General features: G+C 65.4%; 13 protein-coding genes. 11 read left to right on the top strand and 2 right to left on the bottom strand.

All coding sequences use genetic code 11. The features are described from left to right. Positions 1 to 54 precede the first annotated feature (54 nt). Complete coding sequence (locus G6N38_RS05565) at positions 55 to 873, bottom strand: TolB-like translocation protein (RefSeq protein WP_163746625.1); 819 nt, start codon at positions 871 to 873, stop codon at positions 55 to 57. 139 nt (positions 874 to 1,012) lie between these two features. Between G6N38_RS05565 and G6N38_RS05560 the strand changes: the two genes are divergently transcribed. From G6N38_RS05560 to G6N38_RS05535, 6 genes are all read left to right on the top strand, one after another. After that, a complete protein-coding gene (locus G6N38_RS05560; RefSeq protein ID WP_179968542.1) occupies positions 1,013 to 1,807 on the top strand; it encodes a glycoside hydrolase family 16 protein in 795 nt (264 codons plus the stop codon). Between the two features lie 556 nt (positions 1,808 to 2,363). Beyond that, positions 2,364 to 3,584, top strand: a complete 1,221-nt coding sequence (gjpA, locus tag G6N38_RS05555; RefSeq protein ID WP_163746623.1) for an outer membrane porin GjpA — start codon at positions 2,364 to 2,366, stop codon at positions 3,582 to 3,584. An 82-nt stretch (positions 3,585 to 3,666) separates the two neighbouring features. Beyond that, on the top strand, positions 3,667 to 4,161 hold the full coding sequence (locus G6N38_RS05550) for a VOC family protein (RefSeq protein WP_163746622.1): 495 nt from the start codon (positions 3,667 to 3,669) through the stop codon (positions 4,159 to 4,161). Between the two features lie 129 nt (positions 4,162 to 4,290). Next, on the top strand, positions 4,291 to 5,046 hold the full coding sequence (locus G6N38_RS05545) for a hypothetical protein (protein ID WP_246227719.1): 756 nt from the start codon (positions 4,291 to 4,293) through the stop codon (positions 5,044 to 5,046). Beyond that, entirely contained in the window at positions 5,043 to 5,438 is a 396-nt protein-coding gene (locus G6N38_RS05540; protein ID WP_179968484.1) for a hypothetical protein, read from the top strand. The genes G6N38_RS05545 and G6N38_RS05540 overlap by 4 nt, the downstream gene beginning before the upstream one ends. Before the next feature lie 146 nt (positions 5,439 to 5,584). After that, positions 5,585 to 6,622: an acyl-CoA dehydrogenase family protein gene (locus tag G6N38_RS05535; RefSeq protein WP_163746621.1), complete on the top strand. Its 1,038-nt coding sequence runs from the start codon at positions 5,585 to 5,587 to the stop codon at positions 6,620 to 6,622. A gap of 128 nt (positions 6,623 to 6,750) precedes the next feature. Here G6N38_RS05535 and G6N38_RS05530 read toward each other — a convergent pair whose 3' ends face one another. Then, positions 6,751 to 6,900, bottom strand: a complete 150-nt coding sequence (locus G6N38_RS05530; protein ID WP_163745674.1) for a hypothetical protein — start codon at positions 6,898 to 6,900, stop codon at positions 6,751 to 6,753. Positions 6,901 to 7,012: 112 nt separating this feature from the next. Between G6N38_RS05530 and G6N38_RS05525 the strand changes: the two genes are divergently transcribed. The 5 genes from G6N38_RS05525 (at position 7,013) to G6N38_RS30425 (ending at position 14,527) form a co-directional block, all read left to right on the top strand. Then, positions 7,013 to 7,681: a cysteine hydrolase family protein gene (locus tag G6N38_RS05525; protein WP_163746620.1), complete on the top strand. Its 669-nt coding sequence runs from the start codon at positions 7,013 to 7,015 to the stop codon at positions 7,679 to 7,681. After that, on the top strand, positions 7,678 to 8,139 hold the full coding sequence (locus G6N38_RS05520; protein ID WP_163746619.1) for a nuclear transport factor 2 family protein: 462 nt from the start codon (positions 7,678 to 7,680) through the stop codon (positions 8,137 to 8,139). The genes G6N38_RS05525 and G6N38_RS05520 overlap by 4 nt, the downstream gene beginning before the upstream one ends. A gap of 19 nt (positions 8,140 to 8,158) precedes the next feature. Continuing rightward, entirely contained in the window at positions 8,159 to 8,797 is a 639-nt protein-coding gene (locus G6N38_RS05515; RefSeq protein WP_163746618.1) for a pyridoxamine 5'-phosphate oxidase family protein, read from the top strand. 5 nt (positions 8,798 to 8,802) lie between these two features. Continuing rightward, positions 8,803 to 10,554 (top strand): MOSC and FAD-binding oxidoreductase domain-containing protein, encoded by a 1,752-nt coding sequence (locus G6N38_RS05510; protein WP_163746617.1) that lies wholly within the window; start codon positions 8,803 to 8,805, stop codon positions 10,552 to 10,554. A gap of 517 nt (positions 10,555 to 11,071) precedes the next feature. Further along, on the top strand, positions 11,072 to 14,527 hold the full coding sequence (locus G6N38_RS30425; protein WP_163746616.1) for an Ig-like domain-containing protein: 3,456 nt from the start codon (positions 11,072 to 11,074) through the stop codon (positions 14,525 to 14,527). Positions 14,528 to 14,583 lie beyond the last annotated feature (56 nt).

Raw genomic sequence — 14,583 nt, 5'->3', positions numbered from 1 at the left:
ACGTAATTCGCAGAGAGCTGGACGGAACACCACTGCCCGATCAGGAGTGGTCGACTATCCCTGGCCTGGGTACAGCAGCGCATCGGTGACGCTGCCGCCGTTCACCGTCGCGCCGTGCGGCACCGCGATGGTCCGGACAACCGTCCCGTCATTGCCCATCAGCACCATCGGGCCCGTATCAGTCCCGAGGATCAGCTGGGTCCCGTCCGGGGTGGGTAGGTAAGACCCACTGAAGGGGCTGCCCAGGTTGTCCGTCGGAAAGAGCAGCTCACGTTCACCCGCCAGATCGACCCGCTCCAGCGTCGGAGGCTGGTTGCCGCTGTCGTCCTTGTGGACGATCAGCAATGCCTTGCCCGAGGGCCGCGTGAAGTGAGGGACGAACTGGGTGGAGCCCCGGACGGGTATCGCAGTCTGCGCACCGGTGTGCAGGTCGACGATGATGGGCGCCGGCTTGTCGGCGCTCTGGTCGTAGAACAATGCCCGTTCGCCGTCCCCGGACCAGTCGACCAACGCGGGACCAGGAGTCTTGCCGGGCTGCGGGAACGTGGTGATCGGATAGCGATCGCCCGACGGATCGACCAGGTACAGCGTGGTGGCGGCCCCCTGATAGGACCCGGAGGGATCAGTGGTGACGACTGTGGCGGGCACCTGCGTCCAGGTGGCCAGCATCCAGCCCGGGCCGACCTGATCCCAGGGGGTGGTCTCGAGCGCGGCCTCGTCCCCGTGTACTGACTTGGGATCGGCGGGCGTCGCCGGGCCAGCTGCGGTTGGTGCCGCACCGTTCTTACCCGGCGGTGGCGCGGTCGACGACGAGCAGCCGGCCAGCAGTACTAGGGCCAGCGCGATGACCGCTGTGGTTCTCCATGTGAGCATGGCGTCACCTCTTGAAACAGATCCCACCACGGGACATGCGGGAAAGCCGAGGTATCGCCGAACGGGTTGGGTCGGCGAGTTCTCGGTGCTTCGGCGCTACGCAGGAAGTCAATGGCTTTATGGTCTATCCGTGCCCGAATTGGATCGTCGAAGCATGATGTTGATGTCGGGGCTGGGTCTGTTGGCCGCCGCAATCCCACTCCCGAGTGCCCAGGCAGAAGCGCCGTATATGTTCCAGGACGACTTCGACGGGCCAGCGGGGTCGGCCCCCAACCCGGCGAACTGGTCCGTCCAGAACTGGCAGGACGACGTGTGGCCGCCGGTCGCGAGTCAATACCGCGACGATCGGCGAAACGTATTCCTCGACGGAAATTCGAACCTCGTACTCCTCGCCACTAAAGAGGACGATCAGTACTTCAGTGGAAAGGTGCGGGGGAACTGGCGGGTCCCGATGGGCCACACCTGGGAAGCGCGGGCCAAGCTCGACTGCTTGACCTCGGGAGCCTGGCCCGCGTACTGGGCGGTCAACGAAGATCCGCTGCCCGACGGCGAGGTTGACATCTTCGAGTTCTACGGCAACCGCAGTTGGGCCCCGGGAACCACGGTCCACGCGGCATCGAACGGGAAGACGTGGGAAAGCAAGTCGATTGCCGGGTTGATCGACGGCGGCTGGCACAACTGGCGGATGCGCTGGGACGAGGACGGGTTCAAGTTCTGGCGCGACTATGTCGATGGCGCGAAACCGTACTTCACGGTGCCGCCGAAGCCCATCCCGGTCCACGGCAATCCCACCGACCTGCGGTGGCCGTTCAACAATCCCGGCTATTGGATGTCGCCGATGTTCACCCTTGCCGTTGGGGGACCCGGCGGTGGTGATCCGTCCTTGGGCAACTTCCCGGCAGCGATGCTGATCGACTGGATCCGCATCTGGTAGCGGCGTTCCCAACTGCGGACATCATCGGTAGCCAAGGATCGAATACTCGAAATCGGTTGTGGTGCAGCGGGGAATCCGATCAGCCCGAGGTCGCGATCGGAGCAGATGTCGTGGCGGAAGCCGCGGCTGCGTTGGATTAGTTCGACTTTGCCATCGCCCACAGCGTTGACACCCGGGCGCCCGTGAACGTGCCGGACTCGATAGTTGTCCAGTGGCGCCAGTCATGCCGCCATCAGTCACCGCATCATCAATGTCCGATCACGCCGAGCCGCGGGATCCGAGGATGGTGGGCCGCGCTTCGGCCGGTGCCGCGATCGCACTCCGATTCGCTGTGCGATCAGCGCCGTGAAGGACGTGCGCGAAAACGAAAGTTGCTGGCCGTCACCGTAATTTGCCAGAAGTAACGAACCTGGGCGGCCATCTCGCGCGGCCCACTGCGACGCAGCTTGTCAACACGAGCACATCGGGCCCAAATCGTGGGATTCCCCGGCGGTTTGAATGTCCTCTCGGGTACGGTTTTCGTGGGTCAGGGGTGACACGACAACGGGGAGTCGACATGCCTGCAATCCCTCGCCCCTTCATCGCCGCCGGTGCGGCTGTTGTGGCTACCAGCGCCATCGCGATGAGCCCGGTTGTGGCGCCGCCGCCCAGCCTGCGCGCCGAAGCGGCAATCCAATTGACTGCGACCACCGACTGGGCGGAGGTTTTCGCCGAGGCGAGCGCCAAGGCGCAGGCCCTGTTCGATACATGGCGCGAGGCGCCGGCCCCGATCCTGCAGCAGATCGCCGCCAACCTGGCCTCATATCTCACGCAACTGCCCGACCTGCCGGGCATCGCGGCTCGGATACAAGCCAATTTCCAGGCCGCGCTGGCCGCATCCACGGCGGCGGATCCGTCCACGCTGGACAACACGCACCGAGCCTTCTACGAGCTGCTACCGGTCGTCATGCAATTGCCCGGCGTCCCGCAATTGTTGCAGCTCAACATCTCTCCGACGGGAAAGCAGCTACTGGCGTTCTCCACGACCGCACTCAGCGGCGTATTGCTCGGCATGGCGGGCCCGCTGCTAGGCCCCCTGGTCGTCTTGGCGTCCAGTCTGGAGTCCATCCGAACCGATCTTGGCGCCTCGACTCCGGATGTGGCCAGTGCGATGAGCACGTTGGCCGGTATCCCGGCCGCTATGGCCGACGCGTTCCTCAACGGCGGCGAGCACGTCGACATCACCGCGTTGGCGAAAGAGTTCGGACCCGCGATCGGTGTGAGTTTCCCCGATGGTGTCGAAGTCGGCATTGCCCTCGGTGGTCTGCTCAGCCCAGGCGGCTCGATCTTCAACGCGCTCGACTTCGCCTACGACAACGACCTGCTCGGCTTGCTGCACATCCACGTCCCGCTGGCGACCGGAACCGCGGTCGGACCGATCGGGGCCATGATGGAGCTCGCCAGGACCATCGCGAAGGCCATCGGATGGGACGGCGCAAGCAGTTCCGCTGCCTCACAGAGATCTGCAAAGAGTGCGGCCTCGACGAGCGGTTTGGCCGCGGCCAACGAAGTGCCCCGCTCCGTGCTGAGCTCGGGTACGGCGAACACCGCCAGGAACCGTTCTGCCAAGGCGGACATCGCAATCCCCAGTGCGTCGAGTTCCAGGCCGGACAACGTAGTCGCCAAGCGGACGATCGGTGGCGGCAATCGTGATCAGTCGACGTCGACGCCCTCGAGTTCGAGCAAGGCAGGTACAGCGAAGACGAACCGGCCGGCGCGGGCAGCAGCCGCGGGTTAGGGACAGGTCCGACGACTGACGTGCTCCCGGTCAACGGTACTCATTCTCACCTGCACGGGCGTTGCTCTGACACACTGCGCCCATGATCCAAGGCTTCTCGCACATTGGCGTCTGCGTGACCGACCTCGACCGTTCGATTCACTTCTATACGCACGTGTTCGGGTTCGCGTTGCTCTACCAGTTCGACTTCGACAACAACGAAGTCGCCGTGACTATGGAGCAGGAGGGCAAATTCCGCTCCGCGATGCTCATCCGCGACGACATCAGGATCGAGCTACTGCAGTGGGTCGACGTCGAGATGACCGGGTCGGGCGAGCGTAAGCCGATGACTGAGCTTGGCTTCACGCACCTGTCGTTCCGAGTCGAGGACGTCGACGGATTGACCGAGGCTGTTCTCGCCGCCGGCGGGAAGTTGGTCGAGACGACGCGCACCGTGCTCGGCGACGTCGACGACCCGACATCGGGGCGGTTCATCTACCTGACCGACCCCGACGGCACCCGCATCGAACTCATGCAAAACGTCCCCGACCTGTCTGGCCTCAGCGCCGCCGACATCGCCGCTTCGGCCGCCGGGTAGTCGGCAAATTCCACCCGGTCGAGCGATCTAGCCTGGAATTTTCCAGGCCCGACGGTCCTGCCTCGGCGTGCCAGACCCGGGATTCGGGCCGATTCAGGCGATGATACGGGTGTGGCTACTGATGCAAATGTGACTACGACGGAACCGCCCGCGGAGGGGCCGAACGAGCAACCCGTTGCTCCTCCCGCAGCCGAGCCCGTGGCGGCCGAGGAGCCAGCCGAACCCCAGGCCGCAGCCGCTCCGTCACCGCAGCGCACCTGGTCAATGCCGAAGTCTCCGATCACTCGCAAACAGGCCGATGAGATGGGCCGGACCGCACTGAAAGCCGTCACGGCTATTGCCAGGTTCGTTGCCGGCGTCGCTCGATCCGGCGCGCGTGCCGTCAGGCAGGTCTGGCACGTTATCCAGGCAGTGCCGGCCGGCGTGCAACTGTGCTTCGGCGCCGGAGCGACGATGCTCCTCGGTGTCGTCGGCGCGATCACACTCCACACCACCCTCGGATTGATCTGCATCGTCGTGGTGATCCCGGTATGTGCCGCCATCCTCGGGGCGCTCGGTCACCGCTGGTACAGCGGACTCGCCACCGAATCGACCCAACAAACGCAGACGGCGCAACCAGCCACCTCGGACCTGGAGCGCTCGGTCCACTACGTCGACACGAAACTTACGCAGGCTCTGACCTCGTTCGGCACCGAACATCACCAGCAGGCGGTGATCGCGCTCTTCCAGGCGAAGACCGCGGTCGAGCTCACGTTGGGAACCGAACATGACGTCACAAGCTTCTTCGACGTCCCACTGCGTGCGGATGACTACGGCCTACGGCCGCGGATTCAGGCCGGGTCGACTTCGGCATTGCGAGAAAGCAATTCGCGAGCGGCATCGTGACCGAGGAGTCCATCGCGGGACGGGTCGCGCTGATCGAGGATGACTACACGCTGGTCATCAATCGCGGTACCGAGGCCGGGGTAGCCGTCGGCATGGTCTTTGCGGTCAACTCCAGCACGGGTCCGATGATCACCGACCCCGAATCCGGCCGGGAATTGGGCAGGCTCAGCCGGGAGAAGCTTCGGGTGCGGGTCTTCGACGCGCAGCCATTATTCGCCCGTGCGCACACCTTCGCCGTGACCGACGACTTCTATGGTCTGCTCCAAATTCCTTTCGTCACACGGCCTGCCGAAGACGTCGTCACCGTCGACGTGGGGGACGCGGTCGAACTGATCGGTCGTGAAGCCGGCTCGTCGCAGACGGCGATCGATTCCCCTTGGCTATCAGCCTGAAAAACCTCTCGGGCCTATGCCAAAGACTGCTGGCCCCAGGGTGTTTGGTTGAGATCCCTCGCTGAAGCCCTGCACATCTGGCGCAGCAGCCCCAGGGGCCCCACTCATGAGCATGATCATCTCTGCAACCACGCTAACGTCATGACGTGACATCGAACCTGGTTGAGCGGGCCCACGAGATCGCCGACACTGTGTTGTTCCCCGCGGCGCTGGCGGTGGATCGCACTGGTCACGTGCCAGACAGCCATTGGGAGACCCTTGCCGATGCGGGGCTGTACGGGATTGCCGCACCCGCCGATGTCGGTGGGCCGGGACTGGACTTGGCGCAGATCACCGCGATCTTGGAAACGATGGCGGGCGGCTGCTTGGCCACCGCGTTCACCTGGGTGCAGCACCACGGCATGCTCGCCGCGCTGACCGCGACCGGCAATCACTGCTTGCGCGACGAATTCGTTCCAGGCGCGATCGCCGGGAGCATTCGCGGCGGGGTTGCCTATGCGGGGGCGGTGCCCGTGCCGCCAAGGATGCGTGCGCAACGGGTATCCGGCGGATGGCGGTTGGCTGGGCACGCGCCGTTCGTCAGCGGCTGGGGCATCATCGACGTTATCCAGATCTCGGCCGGCGACGTCGAAACCGGTGACATCGTGGCGGGTTTGGTGAGTGCTGAGGTCCAACCAGGAATCACGACGGTGACCGCCCAACGGTTGTTCGTCGCCGATGCCTCACAGACAGTGGCGTTGGAGGTCGACGGCCTGTTCATCCCCGACGACCGGATTGTCAGCAGGGCATCGCGCGCGGACTTCATGGCTAATCAGAACTTCGGATCGCGGCTCAACGCCACGCTGCCCATCGGTCTGGTCGGCCGGTGCGCACGGCTGCTCGATGAGGCAGGGGAGAATGCGGCGGCAACCGCACTGCGCGGGCAGGCCGACACGGTACGGGAGCGACTCGACGCCGGACTGAGCGACGCATCGACTTTGTTGCGCGCCCGCGCCGACGGCTGCGAGTTGGCCACCCGCGCAGCCGCCGCCTTGGTCGCCGCGCGCGGTGGGCCGTCGTTGCTCTGCTCGGATCCCGCGCAGCTGCTGGCCCGCTCAGCGCTGTTCACGCTGGTGGCCGCGAGTCGGCCCGAGCTCAAGCGGTCGCTGATCGACCACCTGTCGCGCTCGCAGGCCCGCATCTAGTTCAGCCACGTGCGCTGTTGGGATGCGTTGAGCGGATGGCCTTTCCGGCGTGCAGCCACGTAGCTCCTCCGGCATAGAAGGGTGACTCGTCACGCATCGTATGCGTCGTTCCCAACGTGCGCGGGGATTCAGGTCAGCGCTGGCGCGGACTGCGGATCACGTTGGTAGCGGCAGGCTTTCGACAGCAAGATGACGTAAAGCGGATCCAGGAAACCGATCTTGATGTGGTCGACCAGCCAGAGCCCGTTTGACGGGTCGTGGAGATACTGCGAGAGCAACGGGTCCAGGTCAAGTCATGGCAGCTGTGCAAGTTCGGGGTAGCGGGATTGACGGCGACGTTCGAGACTTGCTTGGCAGGCCCCAGTCGCAGTCCAAGGAGGAACCACCGTCGTGAACCTTGACTCCAGTGATACCGCCGTGGTCGTCATCGACCCGCAGAACGATGTGCTCAGCCCGTCGGGCAAGAACTGGGAGGTGCTGGAAGCCAGCGTGACCGAGAACGATACGGTGCGGCACCTCATCGAGATCTTCACCGCCGCCAAGGCCGGCGGGTTCACTGTGATCATCTCCCCGCACTACTTCTATCCGACCGACCACGGCTGGCTGTTCAACGGCCCGCTGGAATCCGACGAACTGCGCACCGACACGTTCGCGCGGCGCGGAGCTCTGACCCTAGACGGATTCACCGGATCAGGTGCAGACTGGCTCGAGGAGTTCAAGCCCTTCATCGAGGACGGGGCGACGATCGTGGCCAGCCCACACAAGGTTTGGGGACCCCAAACCAACGACCTGGTCTTGCAACTGCGCAAGCGCGGGATCGCCAAGATCATCCTGTGCGGCATGCTCGCCAACATGTGTGTGGAGTCGCATCTGCGGGATCTGCTCGAGCAGGGCTTCGAGGTCGCGGTGGTTCGCGACGCGACCGCCGGTCCTCGACATCCGAGCCGCGGTGACGGCTATCAGGCAGCACTGGTGAACTTCGCGTTTCTGGCGCACGCTGTTCTGACCACCGATGACGTGATCGCAGCCATCACAGTTCCGACGGGAGGCCCGGCGTGACGGAAGCGCGTCCCCCCTTCCCGCCGTTCAACCTGGACGCCGCGATGCAGAAGGTGCAAGCCGCCGAGGATGCCTGGAACACCCGCGACCCGCACCGTGTCAGCCTGGCGTACACACCCGACAGCGTCTGGCGCAACCGGGATCACTTCATCACCGGCCGCGACCAGATCGTGGAGTTCCTCACCGCCAAGTGGCGCCGCGAACTCGACTATGCGTTGCGGAAAAGCCTGTGGGACTTCCACGGAAACCGCATCGCGGTGCGCTTCCAATACGAATGCCACGACGCGAGCGGCCAATGGTGGCGCAGCTACGGCAATGAGTTGTGGGAGTTCGACGACAACGGACTGATGCGCCGGCGCGAGGCCAGTATCAACGACGTCGCCATCGACGAGTCCGAACGCCGCTACTTCGGGAGCCGGCCCGAAAATGAGCGAGGCAGGGAATTCCCGTTGCAATGACAGGTGTTGGCGGAGGGGTATGAGCAAGCATTACGCGTCGATCGCGTTCACCGACGATGTCCGCGCCGTCCAGGGTGAGCACGGCAGCGAAGGGTTCTACGGCCGCAAGGTCGCGACGGGCACGGCATCGCCGGGCGTTGACTCGCTCACCGACGACGAGAAGGACTATCTGAGCGAGCGCGACGGGTTCTTTCTCGCCTCGGTGTCGGAGACCGGCTGGCCGTATGTCCAATTCCGCGGTGGGAAACCCGGATTCATCCATTCCCTGGACGAGCACACCATCGGCTGGGCTGACTTCCGCGGCAACCTCCAGTACATCAGCACCGGTAATGTCAGCGGCGATGACAGGGTTGCCATCATCGCCCTCGACTATGCGAACCAGCGCCGCCTGAAGATCTTCGGCCACGCCCGCATCGTGACCGCCGACGACGACCCCGAGTTGGTGAAGTCCTTGACCGACGACACGTATGACGCGGTCATCGAGCGCGCCGTGCTCGTCACCGTCGAGGCCTATGACTGGAACTGCCAACAGCACATCACGCCCCGCTTCACCGTCGCTGAGCTTGAATCGGCCATAGCATCACTGCGTGATCAGCTCAGCGCGCTACAAGCTGAAAATGCCCGCCTGCGTGAGCAACTCGCGGACGGCCAACGGTGACGGATATGGCCAAACTGGTGTCGGTCAACGTGGGGCTTCCTAAGGACGTGGAGTGGAACGGGCGCACCGTCTACACCGGCTCGTGGAAGACCCCGGTGACCGGTCCGCGGCTGGTCCGCCGACTCAATATCGACGGTGACGGCCAGGGCGATCTCGGTGGCCACGGAGGCGAAAACCGAGCGGTACTGGTGTATCAGCTTGCCTCCTATGATCATTGGGCGACCGTGCTCGGCCGTGACGACCTGACCCCCGGCGCGTTCGGGGAGAATCTGACCGTCGACGGGTTGCCCGACGACGAGGTCTGCATCGGTGATCGGTACCGGATCGGTGACGTGGTCCTCGAGGTGACGCAGCCCCGGGTGACCTGCTACCGCGTCGGCATGCGTATCGGCGAGCCACGCATGGCCGCCCTGCTGGTCTCGCATCACCGACCCGGGTTCTACTGCCGCGTGCTGACCGAGGGCGAAGTGGCGGCTGGGCACGACGTGGTCAAAATCGCCGACGGCCCACACCGGGTCAGCGTCGCCGAGATTGACGCCTTGCTCTACCTCCCGGGCCATCCGCGCGAGGCGCTGCAACGCGCGGCGGACATTCCGGCGTTGAGCCCGGGCTGGAAGACCTCACTACGGAGTCTGCTCGAGCAGGACCCGGCAACCGGCAATAGCGGGCTGATCGGAGTGGCCGCACCGCCGCCGGCCTGGCCGGGATTCCGGCCGCTGAAGGTCACCGCGGTGCGTGACGAGAGCAGATATATCCGCTCAGTGCTGTTGGCCGACCCCGCCCACACAGCACTGCCGAAATGGCTTGCCGGCCAGTCGATCGTGGTGCGTATTCCCGTCGGGCAGGCCGGGTCGCCGCTGGTCCGTAACTACTCGTTGTCCAACGAACCCGGTTCGGCGGAGTACCGCATCGGCGTCAAGCGTGAGCCCATGGGAACTGTGAGTGCCTACATCCACGACCACGTGAAGGTGGGCGATCTGATCGAGGTGGCGGCGCCACGGGGGAGCTTCTTCCTCGATGACAGCTCGAGTCCGGTGATCCTGGTGTCGGCAGGCGTTGGCGTCACCCCGGTGCTCGCGATGCTCTATTCCTTGGCCGAGAGCGGGTCGAGTCGTCCTGTTTGGTGGCTTCACAGCGCCCGCAACGGCACCGAGCAGGCGTTCGCACGCGAAGCGCGTGGTCTGTTGAATCTGCTGCCGCACGGTCAATCGCGCGTCTTCTACAGCAGCCCGGGGACCACCGACCAGCTCGGTGCCGACTACGACCTACAGGGTCGACTCTCGGCAGAAGCACTGGGAGAGATGGGGCTACCGGTTGAGGCAGACGTCTACGTGTGCGGGCCGGAGCGATTCATGGACGCGGTGAGCGACGGCCTCGTTGCCTGTGGGATCAGCGTCGGCAGCATCCATTCGGAGCGATTCGGCGCGCACGACGCGATCACCCCGGGCATCGCCGCTGCGCCCCTGAAGCCGCCACACCTCCCCGACGGGCCACCCGGGGCGGGGCCGAACGTGCAGTTCGCGCGTAGCGGGCTGTCGGCTCCGTGGCGGTCAGCCGACACCAGCTTGCTCGAATTCGCCGAGGCATGCGACGTGCCGACGCAGTGGTCGTGCCGCACCGGGGTCTGCCACACCTGCGAGACGGCGCTGCTGTCGGGCCAGGTTCGCTATGAACTCGAGCCGCTGGAACCGCCGGCCGAGGGGAACATCCTGCTGTGCGTCGCGACACCGTCCGAGGACGTCATCGTCGACCTCTGACCGTCACTGCTACGGAGTGTCAAAAAGTGCCAGAGGCCGACACATAATGGACGCTCCAGCGAATGAATGTCGCATGCGTCAATTTGCTAAGAGCAACCTTCGGAACCGTAGGTTTATCGCAGCGAAATGGGTGGGAAAGCGGGTAGGAGAGTGGTGTTTCCGAGGGCTGATGATTCCGCCCAGGGGATGTCCGGCATTAAGTTCTCCTCGGACACCAACGAAAGATGCTGTTGCTGAACGACTAATCGGCGTGGTATCCAACGTCGCGCAGGTCGTGACTGATGCCTATGGACTGACCTCCGCGGAGTGCCAAACCCGACTGCCGCGATTTTGGTTTTGAGCCGCGAGTCTGACAGTTAACGCGCAATGCCCAAGTGGCAACGGCTTGCCGACGCGGTGAACTAGTTTTCAAGCAAATATAGACGCGTTAGTTAGTTGCCCTTATGCTCCGTCTTGCTGTCAGGTTTCTGTGAGCCTGCCGTCAATCAAACTATGGCTACAACGGGGAGTTGCCCATATGAGTTCGACCGATCGATTCGCGTCCGATGTCCATGAGCTACGGATGTTGCCGGCTGAGTTCGGCGGCATTGCCGCGCCGAAGCAGTCGGCGCCTGGACACCTGCGGGTGCTGACCTGGATTGGTGCTTCGGCGGTTGCGCTCGGCGTTGGCGCCGCAATTGCCTCGGTACCGGCTGTGGCGGCCGCCGACTCGACCGGTTCGGCAGCCTCGAAGGGATCGTCCGCGTCGAGCAGTTCGTCATCCGGTGAGTCGCCGAAGTCGAAAGCCCATGCTGGCCCGGCCAGAAAGAAGCCGAGCTCATCGAGCCCGGTGCGCCCTTCTCGGGGCACCAAGAAGACCGCGGTGCAGGACAGCACCGTCACCACCAGCGCCACACCGGCGGCGTCCTCGGAGAGCTCGGCGCCGCCCGTTCCCGCTGCTGCGGTGGCGTCGGCTAGCAAGACGCCGAGGTCGGCCGCGGTCGGAGTCGGCGGGGGTCTCCAGACGCTGGTGAGTTTCTTCTTCGGTAACGGCACCGCCGCACATCCCAACGGCGGCATCATCATTGGCAACGGCTACTCCTGGACTGCAAGTACGTGCGGGGCGGCGGTTTCGTGCAACGGCGGCAACGGCGGCATTCTCGGTAACGGCGGCAACGGATTCAACGGCGGAAACGGTGGCGCGGCAGGCTGGTTCGGCAACGGTGGTGCCGGCGGTGCAGGCGTGCTCGGGCTCAACGGTGGCCGCGGCGGCGACGGTGGCGCGGGTGGCCTGGTGACGGGCAACGGTGGTGCCGGCGGTACGGGCGCACAGTCTCTGGAAGGGCATATCCGTGGTGGCAACGGTGGCTCGGCCGGGCTATACGGCAACGGCGGGGCTGGCGGCGCGGGTGGCGCCGCGCAAACAAACGGTGGACCTGTTCCCCAGGGGGCCAAGGGCGGTACTGGTGGCCGCGGTGGTACTGGCGGACTGCTGAACGGGAACGGCGGCGCAGGCGGCGCCGGTGGCGGCGGTTACGGCGTCGGTGCTGACGGCGGTGTCGGCGGCGCCGGTGGCAACACCGGATTGGTGTCGTTGTCGGGTCGCGCGGGTGCGGGCGGTTACGGCGGTGTGGGTACCAACGGCGGTGACGGCGGTGACGGCGGTGACGGAGGGCGGTTGTCGCTGTTCGCTATCGGCGGGTCAGGTGGTGGCGGCGGCGATGCCGCGCGTACCAGCACCACGCCCGTTACCGGCGGCAAGGGTGGCGGCGGCGGCGATGGCGGGCTCTGGATGGGCAGCGGCGGCAGCGGCGGCGACGGCGGCTACGGCGGTGGTGACGGTGGTGACGGTGGTGACGTCGGCAGACTGTCGATCCTCGGCGCCGGCGGCAGTGGCGGGCGGGGGGGTGTGGGCCAAAACGGCTTGTACGGCATCAACGGCTCGATCAGGAACCCCGACGGCACGCCGAGCGATACGCCTAACGGCACCGACGGCAAGCCCGGTGGGGCCGGGGGGAGCGGCGGTAACGGAGGCAACGGCAGCTGGTTCATCGGCCGCGGCGGCGACGGTGGTGACAGCGGCGCGGGCGGTAAAGGTGGCGACGGCGGATCCGGCGCCAACCAAATCAACATCAAAGACAGCGACGATCCAGTCAAGCCCGGCGGTGACGGCGGCAACGGGGGCGCCGGCGGTGCCGGGGGTCAGGAAGGTGGCGACCCCGGTTCGGGACGGTACTTCTTCTTCACTCCATCGAACGGCCGCTGGGGCGCGAGTGGTGCCGGCGGTGCCGGCGGTGCTGGCGGTGCCGGCGGCCTCGGCCAGGGCACAGCCGACGACGAGTTCTACACATCCGGCGGTAACGGCGGCCGCGGTGGCAATGGCGGGGCGGGCGGCGCCGGCGGGGCAGCGACGAACACCGCGTTCGCTGGAAACGGTGGTGCGGGCGGCGCCGGCGGCGCAGGCGGTTCCGGTGGCTTCGGTGGCCGGACGGTCGTGGGCACCGACTACCGGTACTACGGGGTCGGCGGTGTTGCCGGCGTCGCCGGCAACGGCGGTCGTGGTGGCGATGGCGGGGCCGGCTCGAGCGTCAGCGTCAGCGGAATTGGTGGCACCGGTGGTGCAGGTGGCACCGGGGGCGCCGGCGGGAAGGGCTACAGCGGCGTTAACGGAGCCGACGGCGGTACGGGCGGTGACGGCGGCGACGGTGGTGCCGACGGCGGCGCGGGCCGGGAGACCGGCGGTTATGGCGGAAGTGGGGGTCAGGGCGGTCAAGGCTCGGTTCGTGACAACCCTGCGGGCAGCAGAGCCAGGAACGGCGATATAGGGTCGGCCGGCGATAACGGAATCCCCGCCCCGCCCACACCGGGCGCGACATCTGTGGCGTCGAAAGCCACCGCGGCGCAACTTCCCTCACCGCAGTCCACATGGAATAACTTCATCGGCCGGCTGAACTACATCTTCTTCAACACCTCGCCCGCGGTACTTACCAGCCTCAGCGCGGGTGACGGGCCCAACAAGCCGATCAGTGTCGACGTCAACGCCTACAGCAATAACGGCTACGGTGTCACCTACACCGTGACCACCCAACCGAGGTACGGGACGGTCACCCGCGAGGCGAACGGCAGCTACACCTACCAAGTCAATCAGGCTCTGGTGAAACCGGGGATGACTGATTCGTTTGTCATCACGGCGGAGAACGGAGCCGGGGCGCGGCTGCCGGGAGTGCTGGGCGACGTGCAGAACCTGTTGCACTCCTGGGCTGTTGCCGTCGGGCTGGCCCAGCCCGACACCTCTTCTACCTTGATTTCGGTCACGGTCACAGGGGACGGCTTCTATGGGAATACCGACAATGCCAAGTACTGGGTGAAGCAGAGCTATGGCAACTGCATCCTGATGGCCGGCGCGATGGCGGTGGGGCAACTCCGCGGCAGCGTGGAGCTAGAACCCTCTGAAGCTGAGATCGTCAACTACGCGAAGACCACCAACAGCGTCATCAACCCGGGCAAGGTGATCTACATCGATGAGAACAGCCCGGATGGTGCCAACGCCCCAGATACCGCCGCACTGTTGAACTACCGCTACGGCAACGAAGTTCACGCGGAAGTCCAGTCCTACAAGATCACCGAGGGGCAACAGGCGCTTCGCGACCTCGAGGCGAATATCGCCCGCGGGAATGCGGCGATCGTCGTGATCAACTCCCAGACGGTCTGGGCAGCGGTTCAGTGCACCACGGGTGACTGTGCGGGCAGTACCGATGGCATCCCCGATTGGACGGAGCCCAACCACGGCGTGGTTGTGGTCGCGGTGGATACCGCGAATGGCATCGTCTATCTCAACGACAGCGGGAACCCGATCCAGGGCGAACTGGTCCAGGACGCGGACGGCAACTGGGTCAAGAAGTATCCGTACGGCGAGCCCGTCACGATCGGTGCCTTCATGAACGCCTGGCAGTCCACCGGTTTCGAGACGATCTTCGTATCGAAGAAGGTCTAGCCACACGCTGATTCGCCACGGTGCCCCATCCTCGCTAGAGGGTGGGGCACCGTGCT

Source organism: Mycolicibacterium helvum (assembly GCF_010731895.1).
Classification (GTDB): domain Bacteria; phylum Actinomycetota; class Actinomycetes; order Mycobacteriales; family Mycobacteriaceae; genus Mycobacterium; species Mycobacterium helvum.
The sequence above is the reverse complement of the archived record's forward strand: the minus strand, read 5'-3'. Positions and strand labels throughout refer to the sequence as shown.